We start from the raw sequence: 24,054 nt of genomic DNA, 5'->3' as shown, positions 1-24,054 counted from the left end.
CGTGACTCCCGGTGGGGTCGGTCGCCCGAGACCCGGGTCTGCCCAGGCAGAGCGGCTATCAGCCGAGCGGGATGGTGCCGAGAAGGCGCAGCCCGGGTTGGAAGTCGACTTGTGTCGACCAGTGGATTCCACTCCCACACCGTTCAGTGCTCGAACGATCGTATGGGCACGAGGATTGTCCAGGTGACCGGCGGCGGAGCCGCAACATAGTTGTCATTACGTGGTGGAGGACGCGGTCTTTCCGGTCGACTTGGCAAGCTGGTTGGGGAGGGGTTTCTCGGTGGTTGTCGCATGCTGTTGTGCATCGTCGGATGCCTTTGGCGAGGTCTGATCCGGCTGTGGGCCATCTTGGGAGGAGATCGCCGTGGACACGAGGCTCGGGGCTACTGGTTCGACGGGTTGGGGCTCGTCGGAGGATCTGAGCCGCGGGGGCGCCGGCATCCAGGGTTTGAGGTTCTGAATGACCTGCTCGTAGAAGTCGTCGACGGCTCCGAGGAGCGAGTCGATGAATGCCCCTCGGCCGGTACCGCGCTTCGAACCCGCCGCAGATACTTGCGCGATGCGGAAGGACCGCAGTTCCTTCGTGGGGTCGCTGATCAAGGTCGTCGGGTCACTCCGGACCACTCGGAGAAGTTCAACGTTTCCTGGCCCTCGGCCATGCATCGTGAACGCCTCGATCCGCACGTTGTCCGGGGCATCTTTAAGCTGGCGTGTCAGCCAATTGACCCGGGTCGCGGGTCTGCCCGCGCGCGGCGCATCCACATCAACGTGGCAGACGATCTTGGCGGCACGCAGATCGGCCGTGATGTAGAGCGAGCCGATGGCGCCCGGGATCTTAAGCCCTGCGGTCATGAGGCCGGTGGACGCCAACTGCGTGACCAGCGTCTGGGTTCGACTGGCGGGATCGGCCAGTTCTCGACGGGTAAGGGCAGGCGTGACCTCCGTGCCCAGTCGCCGCCCCAACTTGAGGCCGGCATAGCGCACCAGGGCGTCGAACCGTCCGGCGATCTCGGTGACAACGGAGTCGGTGGGACGCAGCGTGCCAGCGCTGACCGCCTCCCGCACCGGCACCCATGCCGGGCCCATGTCGTTGAACTCCAAAGCCCCGGACCGAGGATGTTCCAGGTACCGGATCAACTCGCCAAGAACCCACGCTTGGTCAGGGTCTGCGACGCCCCGGTACTCCTTCTGCATGACGGCTGCCGTGAGGATCTCGCTCCACGGTAGGTGGTGAAGTGTGACCTTCCTGAGCTTGCGTCTGTCGACTGACGTCGGATGCTGGCCCGCGACGGGAGGTATCTCATTGGAGACCGTGATCAACGAATCGAAGCCCTCGTCTCTAGCCACATCCAGGTAGCGCTCGAGCTGCTCTGACTGCAGCTGATTGCTGCCTGTCTTGACCTCTACGAGCGCGGTCCACTGGCGCTGGCCGCGGGTGACCCGGATGAGGCCGTCGGGGAAGCACTGCTTGTCGCCGTGCTTGAAAGGAACCTCGATAAACGTCTGCACGGGACCGGCTGGCGCGCCCAGCGGCTGGGTGAGGGCTCGACCGAACTCTCGTACGGCGGTCATTACCGCGAGCAGTGCCGACGTCGCGCGCCGCTCCTGCTCTTCAGCGCCGTTGATCCCAGACGTGGGGATGAGACGGGCGGTAAGCCAGGTGTCCTCCGGCATGGATCACTCCTCGTAACGGGGGTTTCACGCAAACTACACCTAGGGTGCATGGAGAAAACGGACCGACTGAAGCGACGAGTGCACAGGAAAGCCGACCGATTCGGACGTAGAGCAGGGGCATAGGGGCGGACGGTGACCACTGGTACCCGCCGATCTCTCCTATTAGGTCGTACGCGACTGCAGGGTTTTTGCTTCGCCAGGGCAGGAGGTGGGCCAGATCGGGGAGATAGCAACGCATCTGGACGCGCAGGGCGGGGCGGTGCACAGTCGGCCTCTTGGCAGCGGGCATTACACGTTCTTGTGGATGGGGGGTGACGATGAAGGTCCGGGAAACCGGCCGCCCTGAACGTCCACGCTCTCGTCGCCGTTGACGTCATCGGAGAGGGTCAACGCGAGGTTCTCGGCCTGGACGTCGCCTCCGGCGAGGACGGAGCCGGTTGGTTGGCGCTTCTGGCGGTCGTTGACCGCCCGCGGCCTGTCCGGCGCGTAGCTTGTGATCTCCGATGCTCACCGCGGTCTCGCCATCCCGGTCGGCGCCGCACTACCCGGTCCCAGGTCGCAGGGGTCGGCCCGGACCAGCTACCTGCGCGAGCCGCTGATCAAGGTGCCCAAGCCGACGCAGCCGTGGATCGCCACCCTGGTGCGCTCAATCTTCGACCAACCCGACGTCGACGCGGTCCGAGCGCCAGTCGAACCGACCCGATGAACCCACGACTATTGATCCCCAGGTCGTTACCAGCGTCGTCAAGCGGCTGCACCGTGAAGCCGCAACCGCCGTCGCCGGCAGGATCAAGAAACAAGCCGCGCCGTACCGCTTGAGCGACCGACCTGGGTGATGGGTTGAAATATCGGCTCAGGGGGTCTGCGGTACTTTCTTCACCAACACCGATCGGTGAACAGGTGGAGTTCCTGCCGCGTTGCCGGACGTCTTACATGAGGCGACAGCCGGTATCCACATTGGAGGCAATGATTCGATGAGTTCCTACACCATCACCATCGCCGCTGACGATCCCAGTCGAGCGATCACAACCCTGAAGGTCGAGGTGAACGACACCACCCCGCGCATCACCGAACTGGTCGTTCGCGCCGGGCAGGGGGACGGGCTGACCGCGGGCCAGATCCCCGCGGTCGACCTGGACCTGCTCTTGAGGGCGATCGCGCCCGCCGCCGGTGGGCGGCAGGCGATAGCCACGCCGCCCATCGCCGTATCCGACGAGGCGCCCGCAGCCGGCGCCGTGCCCATCGGCGACGGTGAGCCCGCCGTCGAGCCGACGGCGGTCCAGCCCACTGCCCCTACCAGGGGTGCGGATGAGCCGGCTACGAGTAACCCTGTGGAAGCTGGTGCGGTTGACGTCGTGGTGCCCAAGCAGGCGTCACCGGCGACCAAGGCAAGCAACGCGAAGAAGGCCACCCGGGCGTCAGGCGCCGGCGCGACCCACAGCCGAGCGGGCAAGCCGAAGACCGCAACGGGCGTCAAGGCCACGACTACGGCGGCGAAGGCCACGAAGCGGAGCGCCAAAGGCGGATCCTCCGGAGGCGAGGGACGGATGTACCGGCGCTCACCGGCCGATCTCGAAGCGGTCTACCAGCAGGCCGGCAGTGTGACGGCTGTCGCCGACCATTACGACGTGCCCCGGCACACCGCCCAGGGGTGGATCCGCACGCTGCGCCGCCGGCAAGCCGGGCCAATTTCTGAGTAGGGAAACGGGTACCGGGTCGGAACGGGCCAACAGGGGCGTCGCTTCAAGGCGCGGGATAAGACCTGACGGCAGGGGCTATCGACGTGCTGCGACAAGCTGTCAGTCTTTCGTCTCCGTCGCGGGCGGCCGGTACTGGTAGACCTTGTGCCTCGCTCTCCAGTCCGCGGCGTGCCCGATTCGGCGGGCTATTGGCCTCTCCTTCACGGGCTTGGTCAGTCACCCTCGAGGCCGCGGAACGTGCCGGACTCGTCGGCGAAGTCGGCGAAGTCGGCGAAGTCCATGTTCGCGATGGACATGTTGGCGCAGACTTCGGCGTTCCAGCGGGGCGGCACCCGGAAGGTGCGGCCGGGCTGGCCGTAGAGGTCGACGGCGAGCAGCGGGTGCTCGTCGTCGGCCATGGTGGTCGAGTCGGCGAGGAACAGGTAGGTCAGCTTGTCGTCATCGTCCGCGTCGGCATCGGCTTGGACCAGGGCATGGATTCCTACCGCGGCGTACTGAGGGTCGCTGACGAAGGTCGCGTTGGGGTAAGGGCCTCCGGTGATGAGGGCACCGGCGCCGGCGTTCGACAGTGTCGCTCAGCGGGCCTTCTTCGTCGCCCGCTTGCGGGGCGGCGTCAACAGGTCAGCTATCGCCGCGATCGCGGACGGCATCAGGCGGTAGTACGCCCAGACGCCGCGCTTCTCGCGCTCGAGCAGGCCGGCCTCGGTGAGGATGCGAAGGTGGTGACTCACGGTCGGCTGGGAGAGGCCAAGCGGCGCGGTGAGGTCACTCACGGACGCCTCGCCCTCCGGAGCGGACTGGATGAGACTGAGCAGTCGCAGCCGGGCCGGGTCGGCGAATGCCTTCAGCACTCCCGCGAGCCGCGCGGCATCGGCACGCTTGATCGGCTCGCCAGCAAGCGGCGAGATGGCAGGTATAGCAGTTTTCGCAGTTCCCACGTCTGCCATCGTTCCACCAACACCATCGATAGGCCGGTGGAACCAGGACCAGTACCCCGATGGCCAGCAGTCCGGGCGGTGTTGGTACACCCGCAGGTCGCGTCCACGCCGGTGTTCAACCGCGGGCGTGATCTCGTACAGGCAGGCCTGCCACAGGACGGTTTCCCCGCTGCCGGGGACGATGTGCCCGTCACCTGGCCCGCCGCGCAGCAGCACGTCCACCCATTCGACGGTGCGTGTTCTCCGGGCAGGGGGCGTGCACTACGAGCACCCTGTATGCGCAGGCCGGCAAGGGCTGCGGATGCGGGCCGGGTCCGCTCGTTAGCTGCGTACGCGTGCAGCCGGTCCCCGCGCCGCTGCTTGACGCGGGGACCGGTGGTCGGTGGCCTGCGGCTGGGGCTGCTCCACCTGCGTGTGGCCGTGGCCAGCAGCCGGGCGGCGGCCTCGCCGACCAGCTCAGCTTCGCCGTCGAGACCTTGGCGCACCACGGCCGGTCCCCAGGCTGTGGACAACTCGCGTGCCTGTGGAAAACGCCCTGATCATGGCCGAACCTGCTAGCACCCCTGGGACCTGCGCTTTGTCGCCATGCTTGCGGACCGTGTCCCACGAGCGAGTAGCGCAAGAACCGCCAGAGGGTCCGTTCGCGGCCTGCCGCTGAAGTCATGGTGGGGAGTGGCCGCCCGTGGGCAGTCCGCGCAGGTCGGCGATCCCCTGGTGAGGCTGGCTGAGCGTGGGGCGTAGGTGGCCCGACGCGCCGCGGGCGGCGACGTGATCAGCGACCTCCCTCGCTTGCTGGTCGAACGCCACCGGTGGCACGAGCCGCGGGCGGATTCGTTGTCGCGGATCTCCGCCCGAGACGGCCTCCGTCGTACCCACGATGACGTGGGGGACGAATGATGAGACGCGTTCACGGCCGGCACGGGCGGAGCTGGAGGTGACTCCCGCCCGCCCGCGGGCAAGCGCGGCGGCGGCACCCGTGCTGCGTCGGCCGGTCGCGCCGATGCTCGCGGCGCCGGTCGACGCGGTGCCCGAGGGCCCCAGCCTGGTGCACGAGCCGAAGTGGGACGGGTGGCGGGCGATCGCCTTCCGCGAGACCGACGGGGTGTACCTCCAGTCGCGGGCCGGCCGGAACCTGACCACGTACTTCCCGGACATCACCCGCGCGATCCGGACGGCCATCCCGCCAGGCGTGGTCCTCGACGGTGAGCTGATCGTCTGGGAGCGTGGCCGAACCAACTTCGCGCAGCTGCAGCGACGCGTCACCGCCGGCCGCGCCCTGCTGCGCCTGGCACGCGAGTGCCCCGCGCACTACGTGCTGTTCGATCTGCTCGCGGACGCCGGCGGACAGGTGATCCTGGACCTGCCGCTGTCGCAACGTCGGGCACGGCTGGAGCAGCTGCTCGCCGACGCGCCGGCGCAGCTCACCCTGACCCCGCAGACGGCCGACATGCGGCAGGTGTCGGACTGGTTGCTGAACTGGACCGTCGCGGCGGGCATCGAGGGCGTGGTGAGCAAGCGCCTGGCCGGCCGGTACGAGTCCGGCCGGCGAGGCTGGTCGAAGTTCCGGACCCAGATCGTCACGGAGGCCATCGTCGGTGGGGTGACCGGCAGCATCAGCATCCCGGAGACCGTGCTGCTGGGCCGATTCGACCGGCGGGGACGGCTGCGATACACCGGCCGCACCCACCCCCTGACCACCATCCAGGCCGTGGAGCTGGCCGCGCTGCTCGCGCCGCCGCGGCTTCCGCGCCGCTGCGTCGTGGCCCACCCGTGGCCGCAGCCGCTGCCCGCGTCCTGGTCGGGCCAGTTGGACCAGCCCGAGCCGCTGCGGTACGTACAGGTGGAGCCGACCGTGGTGGCGGAAATCGAGGCCGACGTGGCGTTCGAGCACCAGCGGTGGCGCCACCGGGTGCGGTACGCCAGGGCCCGGACCGACATGTCGGTCTACGACGTGCCGCTGCTCCTCGGCGAAGGTGAAGACCCGTTCGGGACGCCGAGCCGCTGACGGGCGGATCCGGCGACAATCCCTGGCTGGCTTCACAACCTCAGTCACCCAGGTTGAGGGCGGCCGTCTACGCCCTCGGCGACCGCTGGCCGTCGCTCTACGGCTGGGTGAAGCGAGCGACGACCGGGGCGTGGTCCGGCACGATGGCAGCCTCACGGCTTCGGGTGGACACGCCGATGGAGGTGATGTCGTCGACGAGGGAGTCGATGCCGACCAGGCGCAGCTGCAGGTCGCGGGTGGCGAGGATGTGGTCGATGAGCTCACCGTGGCCCTGGTAGATGCGGGAGTAGGCGCGGGCTGGGGGCAGGCGGCGCCCAAGGTTGTACAGCCGGACCGCGTCGCCTATGTCGGGGCGGTGGACGTCCCCGTCGGCGGGTCCTTCGAGCAAGACGGTGGTGACGGCGTCGGGTCCGTCGTTGAAATCCCCGCACAGGATCGTCGGCATGCCGGGCTGCCCGTTCACCGAGGATTCGGCGCGGACGTCATTGAGGTGTACGCGCACGGCGACGGCTTCGGCGGTACGGCGCAGCAGGGCGTAGCCGGCGCCGCAGGCGCGCTCGTCCTCGTTGCGCGGATAGCGTCGTCCGCCTGGGTTGAGCAGTTTGCTCTTGAGGTGAGCCGTGAGCCGTGAGCAGTCGTAGGCCAGGGCCGCCGCAGTCGACGTGGACCTGAACCGCTCCGCGGCCCAGGTGCGTGAGCGTGTCGCCGTCGACGCCGGGGACCGCCGGCAGGCCGGCCTGCGGCAGCGCGATGATTTGCGCTTTCTCGGTGAGGGCGTGCCGGGCGAGGAGGGCGACGCGGATCCCACGGCCGTCCGGGTGGGCGGACACGACCGCCTGCCAGGGCTCGCCGAGGGCGGCCCGGAGATCTTCAGCGGCTGCCGAAGAACCGATCTCTTGGAGGGCGACGACGTTGGCGCCGGTGCCGGAGATGAGCCCGGCCAGATAGGAGAGCTTCGCGGCGTAGGTTTCCGCGGCTGAGGGGTCGGTGTCGTCGGGCCGGAACAGGTTTTCCACGTTCCAGGTCATGACGATCAGATCGTTGGCCACCGTCGCTCCCTGCATTCAGGTCCGCTACCAGGCTCAACGTCGCACTGTAGGCCGCCGGGAGATCCTCGACTGCCGCTAGGTCGCCATGTCGACAGCCACGAGCAGGCCAGCTGCAAGAGGGCCGCGAGGTGCTGAGGGCCCGGTGCGGGGTATTGAATTCAGTCTTCGCGGAAGTGCCTCCACCCCTTCACAAGGATGACCTTCGATGGACATGATCGTTGGAGATGGTCGCTGTCCACCACGGTTTCCCAGGAGGCCCACATGCGAGACACCCAGATGTCCACCCGATCCTCCCTGCGGCGACGTGTCGCCGCGACGGCCGTCGCCGCGCTCGCCGGCGCGTGCCTGGTGGCCGTGAACGCGCAACCAGCCGCGGCCACGCCTCCGGGAATCCCCTCCAAGGCGACGGCACAGTCACAGCTCAACGCCCTGACGGTGGCGGCGCAGGGCTCGACCAGCGGCTACTCCCGCGACCTGTTCCCGCACTGGATCACCATCAGCGGCAGCTGCGACACCCGCGAGACGGTCCTCAAGCGTGACGGCACCTCCGTCGTGGTCAACAGCTCCTGCGCTGCCACGTCCGGGCGCTGGTACAGCCCGTACGACGGGGCGACCTGGACCGCCGCCTCCGACGTCGACATCGACCACGTCGTGCCCCTCGCGGAGGCGTGGCGCTCCGGCGCCAGCTCCTGGACGACCAGCCGCCGGCAGAGTTTCGCCAACGACCTCACCCGCCCGCAGCTGATCGCGGTCACGGACAACGTGAATCAGTCCAAGGGTGACCAGGACCCGTCGACGTGGCAGCCGCCGCTGTCGTCGTACCGGTGCACCTACAGCAAGATGTGGATCACCGTGAAGTACAGCTGGGGGCTGAAGCTGCAGTCCTCGGAGAAGTCTGCGCTGCAGGGCATGCTCAACACCTGCAGCTCCTGACCGCGCAGCTCCGGCCGGCGGCGCTGCCCTCTGGGACGCGACCGCCGGCCGGAACCTGAGCCGTCACTGGGGCGGGGATGATGCGGCGTCGCTGGCTTGCTTGCGCCAACTGCCGCCTGCGTCGGCGGCGAGGAGACGTTGGACCATCGCGAGAGCTTCGGGCTCGGTGTCGAACTCCCACCGCAGCACCCGGCCTGTCTCGCTGTCGCCGGCGCGGGCGACGACCTTCCATCGGACCTGGCGGGTCAGCCACACGTCGCGGCGGCCCAGGCGCCCCCAGATCCCGTTCCACCATCTTGCTGCCACGTCCTCCACCACGGCATCGTACAAGTGTTCGACTGGCGTATGTCAGCTAAGTCGGTGGTCGAGGGCGGTGTGGCGGCGGCCGGCGCCGACGGTGCGTACGGCGGCGGCGAGGGCGCGGCGGGAGCCGACGAGGACGACGAGTTTTTTGGCGCGGGTGACGGCGGTGTAGAGCAGGTTGCGTTGCAGCATCATCCACGCGCTCGTGGTGAGGGGGATGACGACGGCGGGGTATTCGGAGCCTTGAGAGCGGTGGATGGTCATGGCGTATGCGTGGGCGAGTTCGTCGAGTTCGTCGAAGTCGTAGTCGATGCTCTCGTCCTCGTCAGTGCGCACCGTGAGGGTCTGTTCCTCGGGGGAGAGGGCGGTGACGATGCCGAGGGTGCCGTTGAAGATGCCGGCTTGGCCTTTGTCGTAGTTGTTGCGGATTTGGATGATCTTGTCGCCGATGCGGAACACCCGCCCGCCCATTCGTCGCTCTGGCTGGCCCTCGCGGTGCGGGGTGAGGCGCTGCTGGAGCAGGGTGTTGAGGGTGCCGGCGCCGGCGGGGCCGCGGTGCATGGGGGTGAGGACCTGCACGTCCCGGCGTGGGTCGAGCCCGAACTTCGCGGGGATGCGGGTGCAGGCGACGTCGACGGTCAGGTTGGCGGTGGCGTCGGTGTCATCGCAGGCGAACAGGAAGAAGTCCGACAGGCCTTCCAGGAGGGGTGGGCGGCCGGCGTTGATGCGGTGGGCGTTGGTGACGACGCCGGACTGGGCGGCCTGGCGGAAGATCTGCGTCAGCCGCACCCGGGGGATGGCGGGGGCGGTGAGCAGGTCGCGGAGGACCTCTCCGGCGCCGACGGAGGGGAGTTGGTCGACGTCGCCGACCAGCAGCAGGTGCGCGCCGGGTGGAATAGCTTTGACGAGCTTGTTGGCCAGGATCAGGTCGAGCATGGAGGCCTCGTCAACCACGAGCAGGTCCACGTCGAGGGGGTTGTCCCGGTCGTAGGAGGCGTCCCCGCCGGGGCGTAGTTGCAGCAGCCGGTGCACGGTGGCCGCGGGGTGGCCGGTGAGCTCGGACAGGCGTTTGGCGGCGCGGCCGGTCGGGGCGACGAGGGTGACCTTGGCTTTCTTAGCGGCGGCGAGTTCGACGATCGAGCGGACAGTGAAGCTCTTGCCGCAGCCCGGCCCGCCCGTCAGCACCGCCACCTTCGATGTCAGCGCCACGCGGACGGCCTGTTCCTGCTCCGGGGCCAGGTCGGCGCCGGTGCGCGCCTTCAACCACGCCAGGGCCTTGCCCCAGTCGACGCCGGCGAAGTGGGGTAGCCGGTCGGCCCGGTCGTTGAGCAGGCGCAGCAGGGAGCCGGCGAGGGACTGCTCGGCGCGGTGGAACGGCACCAGGTACACCGCCTGCACCGGTTCACCGTCCGGGCCGGGCAGCGTCTCGCGGACGACGCCCTCGTCGCCGGCGAGGTCGTCGAGGCAGCGGTTGACGAGGTCCCCGGGCACATCGAGGATCTTCGCGGCGTCGGCGACGAGCTGCGCGGCAGCCAGATAGCAGTGGCCGCTGTCGGTGGCCTCGGACAGGGTGTACTGCAGCCCGGCCATGACCCGCTGGGGGCTGTCGTGCGGGATCCCGACGGCCTGGGCGATGGTGTCGGCGGTCTTGAACCCGATGCCCCACACGTCCGCCGCCAGCCGGTACGGCTCCTTCGTGACCACGCCGATGGACGCGTCGCCGTACTGCTTGAAGATCCGCACCGCCAGCGACGTCGACACCCCGACACCTTGCAGGAAGACCATCACCTCCTTGATGGCCTTCTGCTCCGCCCACGCCGCAGTGATCTTCGCCGTGCGCTTCGGCCCCAGCCCCGGCACCTCCACCAGCCGGGAGGGCTCCTCCTCGATGACCCGCAGGGTGTCCAGGCCGAAGTGGGCCACGATCCGCTCGGCGAACACCGGACCGATGCCCTTGACCAGGCCCGAGCCGAGGTACCGCTGGATGCCCTGGATCGTGGCCGGCAGGACCGTGGTGTAGGAGTCGACCTCGAACTGCCGTCCGTACTGCGGATGCGACGACCACCGCCCGGACAGGCGCAGACTCTCCCCGGGCTGCGCGCCCAGCAGCGCCCCCACCACGGTCAGCAGGTCGGAGCTGCGGTCAGTAGCCACCCGGGCGACGGTGTAACCGGTCTCCTCGTTGACGTAGGTCAACCGCTCCAACACCGCATCCAATACTGCCAATGGCGGGCGAGTAGGGGCAGTCACCCGCCCATCCTGCCCTCTGCCGAGGCGGCAGTGCTATCCGCCCGGCCAAATGCCGCCCGCCAGCGGTTGGCCTCGCTGACCGAGGCATCCGCCCGCGTCTGGCGGCACATCTTCGCCACCACGATGGTGCGGGCCGGCGCCGACCTGGTCGAGGTCGCCGGAGTTGCCCGGCCACGCCCGCCTTGACCAGACCCGCCGCTTGGCTCAGTCCTCGGCGTCCACCGCCCAGGCGTCCTGGGCTAACCCGATCGCGGCCCAGTTCGGTCCGCAAGGCGCGTTCACCCTGGCCAACTTCAACTACCCCAACCACACCGTGCTGGCCCTGAGCTGCAGCGGTACCTGCGTTGGCGAAAGGCCAACGCTCGCCACCGCGACGTCCTCGCCGCCCAACGCCGGGACCGAGCCCGCATCGGCAGCGAACGTCAACAACGCTGGGGACGGCCTCGAGCCAACGCCGCCTGACACTCAGACCCGGCAAACGGTCTTCGTCAGCGCACGAGCTGTGTTCCTCACGGGTGCCCTTGCGGTCATGGACCGATGAGCGCCGCCAGCACGGCACCGCCGACGAGAAGAAGGTCGAAGGGGAGGTCGGGTATCCGTCGGGCGAGTCCTTCCAGCGCGACCGCCGCGGCGAGTCGATGAGGGCAGGAGCCCGCGGACCAGCACGGCCGACCAACTGACGGCACCGAACGCCAGTCCGAGCAGCGCGGCGAGCCGTACGTCGCCCATGCACAGGCTGACACCCATCGGCAGGGCCAAGAGGGCGTACCCGCCGCCGAGCGCCGCCGCAGCCAGCAGCGCGTGCCCGAGAAGGGACGGCCGGTCGGCGAGCAGGTCGTGCATAAGCAGGAGCACGCCGGCCGTGATTGCGGCGGAGCGGATGACCAGGGTGGGCAGGCGACGTACGGCTACGTCGATAACGGCGAGCAGGGCACCTGCGTACAGGACTTCCAGCCAGACGGCCGGGATGAACCCGTTGCCCGATCGATCGGCCGTGAGCCGCCCTGACCGCCAAGGCAAGACGGAGTCCCACCCCGAACGCCAGTCGGATTCGAGGACCCGGGGGCGATATGGCTTGGCAGAGTTTGCCCTGCACCGTCTCCGGGACATGGGAGGCACGAGGATCCGGCGCCGGCCCGACCGGAATCGTGAGGCGTCGCACCAATGATGGGAGCGACGTTCCTGCGGCCACGCCCGCCGGGCTCACGGCGAGGACGGCCGCTGCGATGCTCGTCGTGAGTCTGCCGGCGCCCGTGCGCGTGCGAGGGCTATCGCGCGTCGGTGCCGCGATCGACGCGCTGGCCGGTGCCGTCGCGGTACGTGTCTGTCCACTTCTGAAGCTGGTCCATGAAGGTCAGCAGGAGTGGCAGGAGGTGCTGCCCTGCGGCACTGAGCTGGTAAGGGCTGGCGTCGGCGAGTGTGGAACGGTCGACCAGGCCGTGGTCTTGTAGGCGGCGCAGCGCTTCGATGAGGGACTTCGAACTGGGTGTCGGTCGAATTGTCTGCTGCAGGTCGGTGAATCGCATCTGCCGGTGGTGATCCAGGACGGTCAGGATCTCCAGGCTCCACCGGTGCCCGCACAGCCTGACCGCATCGTAGACAGTTTCAATACGCCGCACCCGCCGTCCCTCCCGGTCACGGTCGGCCAACTCGGCGAGTGTAATCACACGAATGCAATCCGTGAACCACGTTCGGCTGTGAGATTGACCGCCGTCCCTGTGACGGGGGATGCGTCAGATAGTTGCGCGCTCTTGGCAACTGCGCAGGTTGTCGCACCCTTCAGCGTGTTCCACTGCTGACTTGGCTAGGGCGTGCCCGGGCTCGGAGAGTCGATAGATCGCGGCGGGGTCGCTGACGACCCAGCTGCCCGATGCTGGCTCGCGACGCACCAGGCCGACAGCTGCCAGCCACCGGAAGTCCTGTCCTAACTCGCTGCCCGGCCGGACACCGCACCGCGTGATGAAGCTCCTCGAGGGCAGCACCCTCCGATGTGCACAGAGTAGCGAGCGCCGTGATCGGGCTCGAACTGCGGGGCAGTCCGGCTGCGAGATCGTTAGGTCGCGGCCCTCGTCATCGCTCCTCATTTCCGTACTCCCCGGCGATGGTTGCGCGGTTCTAGGATTCTCGATCCCTGCGGGCATAGTGCGCGAACCCGACACTCGGCGTCCGGTTCTTACCCATACATGTGCATCGCTAGTTGCCAAGAGGTGGTTACCAACCGGTAGTCACTGGCCGGTAAGCACCTTGCGGTAACTGCGGGTGTTGGGTGTAGACGTGTTTCAGACCGTGATTGGTGCGACTTCTGCGGGGGTGTCATGGTACGGCGGGCACGCGTCCGGTTGAACGTGCACAACGTGACGGACGGTGACCAGAGGATAAAGCGTGTCCCCAGGTTTTTCCCTGCGCCCTGGCCTCGACGGCTTCGCGTCACCGCTGCCGTCGTTGTGCTGGGCTTGGTGGGAGCGTGCCGTAGCACCGATTCCCCCAAGGCGAACGAAAGTGCGCAGCCATCTGTGTCGGCGCCGGCTCCGGATGCCCGAGACGCCGCGGAGCAGGCAGCGCTGGTTGCCTACAGCGGCATGTGGCGGGCCTATGCGAAGGCAGGTCGTGCCGCCAACCCGGATGAACCCGACCTGGCCCGCTACGCGGCTGACGAAGCTTTAGCGACCCTGCGCAAGGGTCTTGCCGAGTACCGCAGCGAGAAGCAGGTAATTAAGGGCGAGTTCGGTTCCAGCCCTCGGGCGGCGGACGCCGTGCCGCCAGGCGATCCCACGACGGTAACCGTGACGGACTGCCTCGATGGGACGCGGTTCCTCGTCTATACGGCCGCGGGTGAGCTCGCTGACGACGAGCCAGGGGGCCGTAGGTCGGCGACCGCCACGGTGGTGAACCGTCGTGGCGAGGGCTGGAAGGTCACGAGCTTCGGTGTACAGGAGGTCGGCACGTGCTGAAGCGACCGCAGGCCTTGGCCGCAGCATTGGCAGGGGCTTGCGCACTCATCCTCCTTCCGCCGTCGCCGGCTTCGGCCAGAGACGGCTGGGGGAAGGTGGACTGCAGCGAGACACCCAACGTTCCGGTCTGCGACGTCTCCGCCGGCAGCTCGGGAGCACCCGGCGGTGCCGGGTCCGGCGGCGACGGCAACGGCGGGTCCGGGGACGGATCCAGCGGGGGCAGCGAATCGCCCTGTACTTACAGGAGGTTGCCGCAGCAGCAGGCGCCGCCGGCGGGTGCGGGGCCGGGTGCCTGGTACGAGCAGACGTGCGAGCAGGACGGTATCGGCTCGCAGCGGGTGGTGTGGCTGGCCGACGGGCAGGTCGCTGACCCGGAGGCGCTGGCACGTGTGGCGGTGTCGCGACTGCGGCTGCCAGCCCCCGCGATCCGAAGGAACCCCAGCGCAGCGGCGGGTGTGCTGGCGCAGGTCCCGGTGTGGTGGTGGGTGGATCCCTCAACGTGGGGGCGGCGTTCGGCGACAGCGTCGGTGCCGGGGATGTCGGTGACTGCAACGGCCACGCCGGTGCGGGTCGTGTGGAGCCCGGGTGACGGCACTGGCGATGTGGTGGTGTGCGAGGGGCCGGGAACCCCGTGGCACCCCGGGGGCGATCCGAGAGCGGCGTCGTCGTGCGGCCACACCTACCGGGTCAGCTCGGCGGGCGCGCCGGGTAACGCGTTCACCTTGACCGCGACGGTGACCTGGTCGGTGTCCTGGTCCGGTGGTGGGCGCAGTGCGACGGTGCCGCCGTTGACGACGACCGGGTCGGAGCGGTTGCCGGTGGCGGAGTCGCAGGCGACGGTGACGGGGCAGCGATGAGCGTGACGGTGAACCGCCCGCTGTCGGCGGGAGCGGACCGGGCTGCGAGGGCGGTGGCGGCGTCGCAGCCCGGGCGGCGGGTGGGGCAGCGCAGCGGCCGTCGGGTCGCTGTGGGGGCGCTGCTGGTGGTGCTGAGCGTGGTCGTGTTCTGGCAGGTCGACCTGCGCCGGCACGCGGATGAGTCGTTCCTGGCTGTCGCGCGGCCGGTCGAGGCGGGGCAGGTGATCGCCGACGGGGACGTCGAGGTGGTGCGGGTGGCGAACTCCTCGGGGTTGGCGTTGCTGCCGGCTGGGCAGCGCGCCGACGTGGTGGGTCGGACCGCGGCGGTGCCGTTGACCGTGGGCAGCCTGCTCACCGTCGGGCAGGTGGGGCCGGCGGCGTGGCCTCCGGCGGGGCAGGCGGTGATCGCGCTGCCGGTGAAGCCGGGCCGGGCGCCGGCCGGGCTGGCGGCGGGAGCGCGGGTGTTGGTGCTGGTCGCGCCGCCGGCCGGCGCGGGCCAGACCGCGCCGCAGGGCCCCGCGGGTGGGGCGGGGGTGCGGCGGGCGGTGGCGACGGTGGTGTCGGTCGAGGCGGGCGCGGACCAGGTCGGCACGCAGTTGGTGACGGTGCTGCTCGCCGCGGACGCGGCGGAGGCGGTCGCGTCGGCGACGGGGGACGTGTCGGTGGTGCAGCTCGGGCCAGGCAGGTGAGGACCACATGTTGATCGTGTGCGCGTCGTTGTCGGGTTCTCCAGGCGTGTCGACGACGGCGGTGGGGCTGGCAGCGCAGTGGCCGGGAGGGCCGGCGCTGCTGGTGGAGGCGGACCCGTCAGGTGGGGTGGTCGCGGCCCGGTTCGGGCTGGCGCAGCAACCGGGCCTGACCTCGCTGGCGGCGGCGACCCGCCACGGCGGCGGGGTGGAGTCGATGGCCGAGCACCTGCAGGGGCTGCCGCTGGGCATCGAGGCGGTCGTCGCGCCGGGGTCGGCGGAAACCGCCGCCGGGTCGGTGACCGTGCTGGGCCGACATTCGGCCACCGTCCTGCGGGACGGGGCGGGCGTGGTGGTCGCGGACGTGGGCCGGCTCTACCCGGGCAGCCCCGCCGCGGGACTGCTGCCCGCCGCCGACGCGGTGCTGGTCCTCGCAATGCCGGCCACGGAGTACCTGGATCATGTGGACGCGCGGATGCCGGGGCTGCGGGAGATGTTGCGGCCCGGTGCCCTGGGATTGGCGCTCGCCGGGCCCGGCTCCTACCCAGCGGGTGAGATCGCCGCGCGGCTGGGAGCGCCGGTGTGGGCGGTGTTGCCGCGCGACCGGTGGGGAGCCGGTGTCCTGGCGGGCCGGTTGACCGGCTGGGCGTGGCAGCGCACCCGTCTGGTGCGGGCCCTGCGCGACCTCGCCGCGACCCTGCACCAGCAGGTCAACCACGGGAATGAGGCGGAGTCGGGGGTGGTGTCGCGGTGACCGGGCCGGACCCTGCTGGGGGGTCGGCGGCGCCGCCGGAGGTAGTGGCGCGCCTGCGGGCGCGGGTCAGCGACCGGCTCGCCGAACGGGGCGCCGGGTTGCCCGACGTTGAGCGTGACGCCCTGATCGCCGGGCTTATCGCTGAGGAGTTGGTGCGCAGCGCGGAGGGGGACATCGCCGCGGGCCGTACCCCGCCGTCGCCGCGGGCGGAGGCGGCGGTCGCCCGCGCGTTGCGGGACTCGTTCACCGGGCTGGGCGGGTTGCAGCGGCTGCTGGACGATCCGCAGGTCGAGGACATCTTCGTCAACGGCTGCGACAACGTGTGGATCCGCACCACCGAGGGCCGGGTGATGCGGGTGCCGCCGGTGGCCGCTTCCGACGCCGACCTGGTTGACCTCGTCCGCGTCGCGGCGGCCCGCAGCGGGCAGGAGGAGCGGCGTTTCGACCGGGGGTCGCCGGGATTGTCGCTGCGCCTGCCGGGCGGGCAGCGGCTCTTCGCGGTCATGGCCGTGGCGAAGCGACCGAGCCTGTCGATCCGCCGTAACGTGCTGCAGAAGGTTACCCTCGGCGACCTGCAGCAGCGCGGGGAGATCACGCTGGGGCTGCGGGAGCTGATCGCGGCGATGGTCCGCGCCCGCAAGAACCTGATCATCTCCGGCGGCACCGGCGCCGGGAAGACCACCCTGCTGCGGGCCGCCGCGGGGGCGATGAGCCCGCTGGAGCGCATCGTCACCGTCGAGGACGCCTACGAGCTGGGCTTGGACGAGGACGCAGACGCCCACCCGAACACCACCGCCCTGCAGCAGCGTGAACCGAACCTGGAGGGCGTCGGCGGGATCGACATGTCCACGATGGTGCGGTGGGGGCTGCGGATGCGCCCCGACCGGGTCATCGTCGGCGAGTCCCGCGGCGCCGAAGCCGTGCCGATGCTCCTGGCCATGTCGCAGGGCAACGACGGGTCGATGTGCACTCTGCACGCCTCCTCGTCGAAGCAGGCCCTTTCCCGGCTGGCCACCTACGTCATGCAGGCACCGGAGCGGTTCCCCTTCGACGCGGCGAACATGCTCATCGGCCAGGCCGTCGACTTCGTCATCCACCTGGACACCGCGACCGACGGCACCCGGGTGGTCTCCTCCATCCGGCAGGTCCTCGAAACCGACGGCACGCAGGTGCCCAGCAACGAGATCTACCGGCCCGGCCCGGACCGGCGCGCACTGCCCGCGGCGCCGATGCGCGCGGACACCCTCGACCAGCTCGTCGCCGCCGGCCTAGACCCCGACCTGCTCGACAAGGACCGGTGGTGACCGGTGAATCTCCTGCCGATCCTGCTCGGCCTGGTGTGCGCGGCCGGGCTCACCCTGATCGTCGACGGGCTACGCCGCCGCCCGCCCGGCCCGGCGCCGGCCTCCCCACGGCGAGCGTGGACGCCGGCGGACCGCACCCGCCTGGCGGTGTCGGTGACGGCGGGGTTCGCCGCCGCCGTGCTGACCCGCTGGCCGGTCGCGGCACTGCTGACCGCAGCAGGAATGTGGACCCTGCCGCGGATCCTCGGCCCGGACCGGGAGCACCAGCGGTCACTGGGGCGCATCGAGGCGATCGCGACGTGGGCGGAACTGCTGCGCGACACCCTGTCCTCGGCGGCCGGGCTGGAGCAGGCGATCACCGCGACCGCCGCGGTCACCCCGGCACCGATCCGCCCGCAGGTTCAGGCCCTCGCCGATGGCGTCCGGTCGGGGGCGCGGCTGCATGACGCGCTGCGGGTCTTCGCCGCCGAGCTCGCCGACCCGACCGCCGACCTGGTGGTGCGGGCGTTGCAGCAGGCCGCCGGCTACCACGGCGGGCAGCTGACCGACAGCCTGACCAGCCTCGCCGCCACCGCCCGCGAGCAGGCCTCGATCCGGATGCGGGTGGCCACCACCCGGGCCACCACCCGCACCGCCGCCCGGGTCATCACCGGCACCTCGGTGGTGATGGTCGCCGGGCTGATCGTGCTCAACCGCGGCTTCCTCGCCCTCTACGGCACCCTCACCGGCCAGATGGTCCTGCTCCTCGTCGGCGCGGTGTTCGCTGGCGGGTTCTGGTGGCTGGCCCGCGCCTCCCGCATCCCCGCCCCACCCCGCATCCTCTCCGAAGCCGGCGAACGGAGACCGGCATGAGCCCCCTGGTCCTCGCCGCCGGCGTCGTGTCCGGTATCGGCGTGATCCTCGCCGTGTCCGCTCTGGTGCCCGCCCGCCCCAGCCTGACCCAGGTCCTCGACGGGCTGCGCCGGGCACCCGAACCGGTGGGCGAGCCGCTGCCGTGGCGCGTGCGGGCGCTGGCCGGGCCGTGGCAGGCGGTCAACCTGCCGGGCGTCCGCACCCGCGCCGACCTGGCCGTGCTGGAGCGTCCCGTCGCGGCGCACCTGGCCGACCAGACCCTCGCCGTGATCGCCGGCCTGCTGCTGCCGCCCCTGGTCGTCGCGCTGCTGGCCGCAGGCGGCACCACCTTCGCCGCCGGTGTGCCGCTGTGGGCGTCGCTCGCCGGCGGTGTCGGCGGGTGGTGGCTCGCCGAAACGACGGTGCACGCCGAGGCGCAACGCCGCCGCGACGAGCTGCGCCACGCCCTGTCCGCCGTGCTCGACCTGGTCGTCATCTCCCTGGCCGGCGGCGCCGGAATCGAACAAGCCCTCGACGACGCCTGCGCAGACACCTCCGGCTGGGCCGCGAATCGCCTGAACCGGGCCGTGGCCACCGCCCGGCTCCTGCGCCTCCCACCCTGGCAGGCTCTCGGCCAGCTCGGCGAGGACACCGGCGTCATCGAACTGCAGGAACTGGCCGCCACCATGAGCCTCGCCGGCGCCGAAGGCGCCCGGATCCGCACCTCCCTGGGCATCCGCGCCGCCACCATGCGCGCCCACCAGGCCAACGCCCTCGAGGCCAAGGCCAACTCCGCCACCGAACGCATGTCGATGCCCGTGATGCTGCTCGCCGTCGCCTACATGATCTTCCTGCTCTACCCGGCCGTCGCCGCCATCGACGCCTTCTAACCCCGCTCGTAAAGGAGCAGACATCGTGTCCCGACTGCACGCCGCACTGACCCTGCTCGGCCTCACCCTGACCGACCGGATGCGCCGCCTGCGCGACTCCGGCGACCAGGGCAGCGAGACCACCGAGAAGGTCCTGTGGATCGCGTTCCTCGTCATCCTCGTCGCCGCCGTCTACGCCATCTTCAACACCAAGATCATCACGAAGATGACCGGCATCAACCTCTAAAGGCCGGGGGACTACGGTGCGCCGCACGCGACGACGGCTCGGTGGTGACCGGGGTTCGGTCACCACCGAGGTCGTCCTCTACGCCCCCCTGCTGATGCTGCTCGTCCTACTCGGCGTGCAGTTCGCCACCTGGGGACTGGCCCACCTCGCGGTGCAGCACGCCGCCAACCACGCACTGCAGACCACCCGCGTCTACCAGGGCACCACGACAGCCGGACAGGCCGACGCGAACACGGTGCTCACCCAACTCGCCGGCAGCCTCGTCGGCGACCGGCAGGTCAACGTGACCCGCACCCAGGACCGCACCACGGTGCGCATCAGCGGCACCGCTCCCCGCGTCGTGCCCTTCCTGCGCCTGCGAGTCGCCACCACCGCCGCCGCCCCAACCGAACGATTCCGACCCCAAGCCCTGCCACGACAGGAGCAGACCGAGTCGGCGAAGGAGGGCCAAGCATGACCGTCCGCCGGCCAGCCCGGCCTGGATCGGCACGCCGCTCGGCGAGGTGGCGCGACGACACAGGCTCGGTCAGTACCGAGATCGTGCTCAGCTACGTGCCGCTGATGGTCCTCGCCACCGTCGCGATCGTCGCCTGCCTGCGCCTGGTCTCCGCCAACCTTGACGTCAACGCCGCCGCCGCGGCCGCCGCCCGGCAAGCATCCCTGGCCCGCAGCCCCGCCGCCGCAGCCGCCGGCGGGCAGGACGCCGCCGCCGCGACACTGCAGGGCCGCGACATCACCTGCTCACCGCGCACCATCACCGTCGACGCCGGTGCCCTCGCCCCCGGCGGGCAGGTCGCCATCACGGTCACCTGCACCGTCGCACTGCAGGACCTCTACGGGCTCGGCCTGCCCGGCACGGTCCGCATCACCGGCACCGCCCGCCAACCCGTCGACACCTACATCGGGGAACAACAACCATGACCCACCACCAGCCCCTCCGCCTGCTGCGGCGACTGCGTGACGACGACCGCGGCCAGGTCACCCCCTGGACCATCGCCGGCGTGCTCATCGTGCTCATCCTCGCCGGCCTCGTCCTGGACCTCGGCCTCGGCATGTCCGACAAGGTCCGCGTCCTCGACCTCGCACAGGCCGCCGCCCGCGCCGGCGCCCGCGAGATCGACCTAAACACCTACCGCCGCACCGGCACCGTGCAACTCGACCCCACCCAAGCCGCCACCGCCGCCCGCGCCTTCCTCGCCCAGGCCGGCGTCCCAGGCACCGCCACCGCCTCAACCACCACCGTCACCGTCACCATCACCACGCGCCGGCCCACCCAACTGCTCACCCTCGTCGGCATCACCAGCCTGCCCGTCTCCGCCACCGCCACCGCCACACCACTCACCGGCGTCACCGCCCCCACCTGACCACCCCCGACACATCCCGGGAGCTGCCACCGTGCTCGCCCTGCTCACCTCCACCGCCCGCCGCGTCGCCGGCGCCGCGATGCTGGCGCTGCTGCTCGCCGGCGTTCCCTGGGCCCTGCTGCGCTACCTCCACCCGCCGCTACCGGACAGCCTGCCATCCTGGCACGACATCGCGACGACCCTGACCACCCCACTGACCGACCAGACCCTCGGCGCCATCCTCGTCGGACTGCTCTGGCTGGCCTGGACGTCGTTCGCCTGGTCGGTCATCGCCGAGCTCGCCGCCGCCCTCACCGGCGTGCGGCTACCCCAACCGCGCGCCCTCACGCCCGCGCGGGGCCTCGCCGCGCTCCTCGTCGCCACGATCACCGGAGGCGTCCTCGCCACCGCCGCCCACGCCGCCACACCGCCCCTGTCCTCGCCCACACAGGCCAACCCCGGCACCACGGTCATGATCACAGCAGCTTCCGACACGTCGCATCCTGCGAGCGGACGGGCCGCCACCGCGGCCGGGACGGACACACCCTCAGCCGCTGCGGCACCTGCTCGCAAGACCGAAACCACCGGGAACCTGATCCTCGTCGCCGCCGGCCGCGAATACACCTACACCGTCAAGCGCGGCGACACCCTGTCCGAGATAGCCGAGCAGTGGCTCGGCGACCCTCACCGCTGGCCGGAAATCTTCGCCCTCAACCGCGGCACCCACTTCACCAACGTCGGCGGAACCCTGCGCAACCCGAACATCATCTACCCCGGCTGGACCCTCGACCTGCCCGCAGACGCCACCCCACCCGCCGGCCACCAACCCCGACCCGCGCCGCCCAAGCCACCCACAGAGCGCCCGGACACTGAGGCACCGACACCCCCGACGAACCCTGACGTCACCCCCACGGCCGGACCGACCGCCACCAGAGCGCCGGCACCCACCCCCACCCCGAGTACTACGGCCACCGCCCCAACGCCCACCAGCAGCGGCACCACCGCGCCCGCACCCACCACGGCCACCCTCAGCACGAGCGACGCGGCCGGCGCCAGCCCAACCCATACCAGCCGCCCCAACCGCGAGCGGCACAACCCCGGCGTGCCACTTCCCACCGGAAGCTGGGTCGACCTCGGCCTCGCCCTGGCAATCGCCGCCGCCGCCGCGCTGGTGTGGGCACACCGCCAACGCCGCTACACCCCCCGCAAGCCCTCGGCTCTGCCGCGCCTGGGCGACCCGAACCTCGCGCCCATGCCCCCCATAGTCAGCCAGATCCGCCGCGCCCTGCAACGCACCACCGCCGGGCAGCCGGACACGCCCGACCACGACCCCGCCGACAGGCACACCGACGAGTTCGACGGCAGCGACGACCACCCCACCGCCGCAACCCATCGCGACCCCGACGACACCGACGCCCAGGCCACCCACGGCCGCACCGGCGACCCCGACACCACCCCCGCAGCCGCCCAGGACGTCGCCGAACAAGGCAGCGGCGAGCCCACACCGGTGTCGCCGGCCCTCGCCCACCCGCTGTCGACGGTATGGCCGCCCGCCGGGCTCGGCCTGACCGGCCCCGGCGCGGAGGCCGCCGCCCGCGGATTCCTCACCGCCGCCCTGGCCGCAGGCGGACCGGACCACCCCGAAGCCCGCGCCCAGGTGGTGATGCCCTCAGCGACCGCGGCGACGCTGCTCGGCGCCGCCGCAGTCACCCTGCCCCGCACGCCCCGGCTGACCATCACCGCCGGCCTCGACGACGCCCTGGAGATCCTGGAAGCGCAGACACTGCACCGCACCCGGCTGGTCTACCAACACGAGGTCGACACCGTCACCGACCTGCGCGCCGCCGACCCCTACGAAGAACCCCTGCCACCAATCATCCTGCTGGCCGACGCCACCGGCCGCCACGAACGCGCCCGCATCGCCGCCCTGCTCACGCAAGGCCAACGCCTGGACATTCACGGCGTGCTCCTCGGAACATGGCCCGACGGGAACACCGTCGACGTCGCCCATGACGGCACCACCACCCCCGCCGACGGCGTCACCACCCGCCACGGCTCCCACCCGGCAGACGTGGGCCGGCTCGCCGTCATCAACCCCGACGAAACCGCCACCCTCCTAGCGACCCTGGCGGAATCCCACACCGGCCAACTTCCCGCGCCCGCCCCCGCCGAAGCCGCACCCACTCCCGACCAGGACCCCGAGCCGCTGCCGCCAGCCCACCCGACGACCCAACCTGATGATGCGCAGCCACCGACAGAAGCAGCAGCCAAAGCTCCCACCCGTCCAGTCGACAGCGGCACCGCCGGTTCTTCAGGCAGCACGGCATCGGCCACCGATTCCACGGCCCGCGGCGGCCCTGCTGCTGCAGAAGACACCGACGACCCCGGCGAAGGCCACGCTTCGGCCACCGCCGCCCCGACGCCACCTCGCACGCAGACGACCGCAGGCATGCCCATCCCGGTCGAGGTCGCCGTGCTCGGCACGCCGGGCATCGTCGGCGCCGACCCGCAACGCAGCCTGCGCGCGAAGTCCCTCGAACTACTCGTGTACCTGGCAGTCCGGGACGGCAGCGCCTCCGCAGAGGCCATCCTGGACGACCTGCTCCCCGACGCCCCAGCGAGCAAGGCCGTGCACCGGCTGCACACCTACGTCTCAGACCTGCGCAGCGTCCTGCGCCACAACGCCGGCCCCGGCAGCTACCTCACCCACCCGAACCACCGCTACCAGCTCAACGCCCAGCGCTTCGACATCGACCTGTGGAGGATGCGCGCCGCCATCCGCGCCGCCGACGGCGCCACCAGCAAGCCTGAGCGGGTCGCGGCGCTGCGCCGCGCCGTCGACACCTACCGCCGGCCACTAGCCCAGGGCTGCGAGTACGAATGGCTCGAGCCCTACCGGGAGGCGATACGCCAAGAGGCCCTCGACGCCACCGTCGCCCTCGCCGAGGAACTCACCGGCCACCCAGCCGAGCAGCTTGCCGTACTGGACGCGGCGATCCCACAACACCCCTACGGCGAAGAGCTCTACCAGACAGCGATGCGCGCCCACGCACAGCTCGGCGACCTCGACGCCGTGCGGGCGCTGCGCCGGACCCTGAGCCGCCAGCTCGCCGAGATCGATGCCGAGCCCAGCGACGACACCCTCACACTCGCCGACCGCCTCACGGCAGACCTGCGGCGAGGCGGCCACGGCTCCCGCGTACTCCGTCCACCCGATGAGGACGGGAGGACCGTCTGAGGCCCTTGCTCGGCAGCATCTGCGGGACGGTGACCGACAAAACGCCGCCTTTCTCCTCGCCCGGAACCCCACCGGGAGCGTGGGCACGCGAGCCGTCGGCGGCAGGGCGTGCTGGAGGCTGG

Annotated in this window: 25 protein-coding genes and 2 pseudogenes; 19 read left to right on the top strand and 8 right to left on the bottom strand. The window is 70.7% G+C overall.

Features of this window, described 5'->3' with window-relative positions; genetic code table 11:
• Window positions 1–216 precede the first annotated feature (216 nt).
• Entirely contained in the window at window positions 217–1,674 is a 1,458-nt protein-coding gene (locus ACFYOS_RS13005; protein WP_387139529.1) for a stress response protein, read from the bottom strand.
• A gap of 342 nt (window positions 1,675–2,016) precedes the next feature.
• Here ACFYOS_RS13005 and ACFYOS_RS13000 point away from each other — a divergent pair.
• The 3 genes and pseudogenes from ACFYOS_RS13000 to ACFYOS_RS12990 form a co-directional block, all read left to right on the top strand.
• Window positions 2,017–2,076 (top strand): annotated as a pseudogene (locus tag ACFYOS_RS13000) (hypothetical protein); the annotation flags it as partial.
• Between the two features lie 91 nt (window positions 2,077–2,167).
• Window positions 2,168–2,380, top strand: a complete 213-nt coding sequence (locus tag ACFYOS_RS12995; RefSeq protein WP_387139526.1) for a transposase — start codon at window positions 2,168–2,170, stop codon at window positions 2,378–2,380.
• A gap of 268 nt (window positions 2,381–2,648) precedes the next feature.
• The gene (locus tag ACFYOS_RS12990) at window positions 2,649–3,374 is read left to right on the top strand and encodes a hypothetical protein (protein WP_387139523.1); all 726 of its coding nucleotides are present in this window, start codon (window positions 2,649–2,651) and stop codon (window positions 3,372–3,374) included.
• Between the two features lie 212 nt (window positions 3,375–3,586).
• On the opposite strand, the gene ACFYOS_RS12985 is transcribed toward ACFYOS_RS12990, so the two are convergent.
• Together ACFYOS_RS12985 and ACFYOS_RS12980 are read right to left on the bottom strand one after the other, a co-directional pair.
• The gene (locus ACFYOS_RS12985; RefSeq protein WP_387139613.1) at window positions 3,587–3,916 is read right to left on the bottom strand and encodes a DUF6924 domain-containing protein; all 330 of its coding nucleotides are present in this window, start codon (window positions 3,914–3,916) and stop codon (window positions 3,587–3,589) included.
• Between the two features lie 33 nt (window positions 3,917–3,949).
• On the bottom strand, window positions 3,950–4,321 hold the full coding sequence (locus tag ACFYOS_RS12980) for an ArsR/SmtB family transcription factor (RefSeq protein ID WP_387139610.1): 372 nt from the start codon (window positions 4,319–4,321) through the stop codon (window positions 3,950–3,952).
• 925 nt (window positions 4,322–5,246) lie between these two features.
• Between ACFYOS_RS12980 and ACFYOS_RS12975 the strand changes: the two genes are divergently transcribed.
• Entirely contained in the window at window positions 5,247–6,317 is a 1,071-nt protein-coding gene (locus ACFYOS_RS12975; protein WP_387139520.1) for an ATP-dependent DNA ligase, read from the top strand.
• 97 nt (window positions 6,318–6,414) lie between these two features.
• Here ACFYOS_RS12975 and ACFYOS_RS12970 read toward each other — a convergent pair whose 3' ends face one another.
• Both ACFYOS_RS12970 and ACFYOS_RS12965 read right to left on the bottom strand, forming a co-directional pair.
• Complete coding sequence (locus tag ACFYOS_RS12970; RefSeq protein WP_387139517.1) at window positions 6,415–6,762, bottom strand: endonuclease/exonuclease/phosphatase family protein; 348 nt, start codon at window positions 6,760–6,762, stop codon at window positions 6,415–6,417.
• Between the two features lie 37 nt (window positions 6,763–6,799).
• Entirely contained in the window at window positions 6,800–7,366 is a 567-nt protein-coding gene (locus ACFYOS_RS12965) for an endonuclease/exonuclease/phosphatase family protein (RefSeq protein WP_387139515.1), read from the bottom strand.
• A gap of 261 nt (window positions 7,367–7,627) precedes the next feature.
• Between ACFYOS_RS12965 and ACFYOS_RS12960 the strand changes: the two genes are divergently transcribed.
• A complete protein-coding gene (locus ACFYOS_RS12960) occupies window positions 7,628–8,299 on the top strand; it encodes an HNH endonuclease family protein (protein WP_387139512.1) in 672 nt (223 codons plus the stop codon).
• Window positions 8,300–8,362: 63 nt separating this feature from the next.
• Here the strand turns inward: ACFYOS_RS12960 and ACFYOS_RS12955 are convergent, their stop codons facing one another.
• Together ACFYOS_RS12955 and ACFYOS_RS12950 are read right to left on the bottom strand one after the other, a co-directional pair.
• Entirely contained in the window at window positions 8,363–8,614 is a 252-nt protein-coding gene (locus tag ACFYOS_RS12955; protein WP_387139509.1) for a hypothetical protein, read from the bottom strand.
• Window positions 8,615–8,647: 33 nt separating this feature from the next.
• Entirely contained in the window at window positions 8,648–10,852 is a 2,205-nt protein-coding gene (locus ACFYOS_RS12950; RefSeq protein WP_387139506.1) for an ATP-dependent RecD-like DNA helicase, read from the bottom strand.
• 226 nt (window positions 10,853–11,078) lie between these two features.
• Here ACFYOS_RS12950 and ACFYOS_RS12945 point away from each other — a divergent pair.
• Window positions 11,079–11,314: pseudogene (locus tag ACFYOS_RS12945) on the top strand (IS630 family transposase); the annotation flags it as partial.
• 339 nt (window positions 11,315–11,653) lie between these two features.
• Window positions 11,654–11,860, top strand: a complete 207-nt coding sequence (locus ACFYOS_RS12940) for a hypothetical protein (RefSeq protein WP_387139503.1) — start codon at window positions 11,654–11,656, stop codon at window positions 11,858–11,860.
• 260 nt (window positions 11,861–12,120) lie between these two features.
• Here ACFYOS_RS12940 and ACFYOS_RS12935 read toward each other — a convergent pair whose 3' ends face one another.
• The gene (locus ACFYOS_RS12935; protein ID WP_387139500.1) at window positions 12,121–12,501 is read right to left on the bottom strand and encodes a winged helix-turn-helix transcriptional regulator; all 381 of its coding nucleotides are present in this window, start codon (window positions 12,499–12,501) and stop codon (window positions 12,121–12,123) included.
• 864 nt (window positions 12,502–13,365) lie between these two features.
• On the opposite strand from ACFYOS_RS12935, the gene ACFYOS_RS12930 reads away from it, so the two are divergent.
• The 12 genes from ACFYOS_RS12930 (at window position 13,366) to ACFYOS_RS12875 (ending at window position 23,932) form a co-directional block, all read left to right on the top strand.
• Complete coding sequence (locus tag ACFYOS_RS12930; RefSeq protein ID WP_387139497.1) at window positions 13,366–13,803, top strand: hypothetical protein; 438 nt, start codon at window positions 13,366–13,368, stop codon at window positions 13,801–13,803.
• A gap of 248 nt (window positions 13,804–14,051) precedes the next feature.
• A complete protein-coding gene (locus ACFYOS_RS12925) occupies window positions 14,052–14,660 on the top strand; it encodes a hypothetical protein (protein ID WP_387139494.1) in 609 nt (202 codons plus the stop codon).
• On the top strand, window positions 14,657–15,349 hold the full coding sequence (locus ACFYOS_RS12920; RefSeq protein ID WP_387139491.1) for an SAF domain-containing protein: 693 nt from the start codon (window positions 14,657–14,659) through the stop codon (window positions 15,347–15,349). The genes ACFYOS_RS12925 and ACFYOS_RS12920 overlap by 4 nt, the downstream gene beginning before the upstream one ends.
• A gap of 7 nt (window positions 15,350–15,356) precedes the next feature.
• Window positions 15,357–16,100: a hypothetical protein gene (locus tag ACFYOS_RS12915; protein WP_387139488.1), complete on the top strand. Its 744-nt coding sequence runs from the start codon at window positions 15,357–15,359 to the stop codon at window positions 16,098–16,100.
• Window positions 16,097–17,404, top strand: coding sequence for a CpaF family protein (locus ACFYOS_RS12910; protein ID WP_387139486.1), 1,308 nt, complete (start codon window positions 16,097–16,099; stop codon window positions 17,402–17,404). Before ACFYOS_RS12915 ends, ACFYOS_RS12910 begins: the two co-directional genes overlap by 4 nt.
• Before the next feature lie 3 nt (window positions 17,405–17,407).
• Window positions 17,408–18,256, top strand: coding sequence for a type II secretion system F family protein (locus tag ACFYOS_RS12905; protein WP_387139483.1), 849 nt, complete (start codon window positions 17,408–17,410; stop codon window positions 18,254–18,256).
• Window positions 18,253–19,125, top strand: a complete 873-nt coding sequence (locus ACFYOS_RS12900) for a type II secretion system F family protein (RefSeq protein ID WP_387139480.1) — start codon at window positions 18,253–18,255, stop codon at window positions 19,123–19,125. The genes ACFYOS_RS12905 and ACFYOS_RS12900 overlap by 4 nt, the downstream gene beginning before the upstream one ends.
• Window positions 19,126–19,150: 25 nt before the next feature.
• Window positions 19,151–19,351 carry a hypothetical protein gene (locus tag ACFYOS_RS12895; protein ID WP_109966482.1) on the top strand — a complete coding sequence of 67 codons (201 nt, stop codon included), beginning with the start codon at window positions 19,151–19,153 and terminating at the stop codon, window positions 19,349–19,351.
• A gap of 16 nt (window positions 19,352–19,367) precedes the next feature.
• Window positions 19,368–19,808, top strand: coding sequence for a TadE/TadG family type IV pilus assembly protein (locus ACFYOS_RS12890; RefSeq protein ID WP_387139476.1), 441 nt, complete (start codon window positions 19,368–19,370; stop codon window positions 19,806–19,808).
• A complete protein-coding gene (locus tag ACFYOS_RS12885; RefSeq protein WP_387139473.1) occupies window positions 19,805–20,272 on the top strand; it encodes a hypothetical protein in 468 nt (155 codons plus the stop codon). The genes ACFYOS_RS12890 and ACFYOS_RS12885 overlap by 4 nt, the downstream gene beginning before the upstream one ends.
• Window positions 20,269–20,715 carry a pilus assembly protein TadG-related protein gene (locus ACFYOS_RS12880; RefSeq protein WP_387139470.1) on the top strand — a complete coding sequence of 149 codons (447 nt, stop codon included), beginning with the start codon at window positions 20,269–20,271 and terminating at the stop codon, window positions 20,713–20,715. The genes ACFYOS_RS12885 and ACFYOS_RS12880 overlap by 4 nt, the downstream gene beginning before the upstream one ends.
• A 31-nt stretch (window positions 20,716–20,746) precedes the next feature.
• A complete protein-coding gene (locus tag ACFYOS_RS12875) occupies window positions 20,747–23,932 on the top strand; it encodes a BTAD domain-containing putative transcriptional regulator (protein WP_387139467.1) in 3,186 nt (1,061 codons plus the stop codon).
• Window positions 23,933–24,054: the final 122 nt, after the last annotated feature.

Source organism: Micromonospora sp. NPDC005806 (assembly GCF_042871425.1).
Lineage (GTDB): Bacteria > Actinomycetota > Actinomycetes > Mycobacteriales > Micromonosporaceae > Micromonospora.
Note: the sequence above shows the minus strand (reverse complement) of the source record. Positions and strands in the feature narration are given on the sequence as shown.

Coding starts and splice junctions, on each gene's coding strand:
- ACFYOS_RS12880 (WP_387139470.1), top strand. CDS start 20,269: ATGACCCACCACCAGCCCCTCCGCCTGCTGCGGCGACTGCGTGACGAC.
- ACFYOS_RS12915 (WP_387139488.1), top strand. CDS start 15,357: ATGTTGATCGTGTGCGCGTCGTTGTCGGGTTCTCCAGGCGTGTCGACG.
- ACFYOS_RS13005 (WP_387139529.1), bottom strand. CDS start 1,674: ATGCCGGAGGACACCTGGCTTACCGCCCGTCTCATCCCCACGTCTGGG.
- ACFYOS_RS12885 (WP_387139473.1), top strand. CDS start 19,805: ATGACCGTCCGCCGGCCAGCCCGGCCTGGATCGGCACGCCGCTCGGCG.
- ACFYOS_RS12980 (WP_387139610.1), bottom strand. CDS start 4,321: ATGGCAGACGTGGGAACTGCGAAAACTGCTATACCTGCCATCTCGCCG.
- ACFYOS_RS12960 (WP_387139512.1), top strand. CDS start 7,628: ATGCGAGACACCCAGATGTCCACCCGATCCTCCCTGCGGCGACGTGTC.
- ACFYOS_RS12920 (WP_387139491.1), top strand. CDS start 14,657: ATGAGCGTGACGGTGAACCGCCCGCTGTCGGCGGGAGCGGACCGGGCT.
- ACFYOS_RS12900 (WP_387139480.1), top strand. CDS start 18,253: ATGAGCCCCCTGGTCCTCGCCGCCGGCGTCGTGTCCGGTATCGGCGTG.
- ACFYOS_RS12990 (WP_387139523.1), top strand. CDS start 2,649: ATGAGTTCCTACACCATCACCATCGCCGCTGACGATCCCAGTCGAGCG.
- ACFYOS_RS12970 (WP_387139517.1), bottom strand. CDS start 6,762: ATGCCGACGATCCTGTGCGGGGATTTCAACGACGGACCCGACGCCGTC.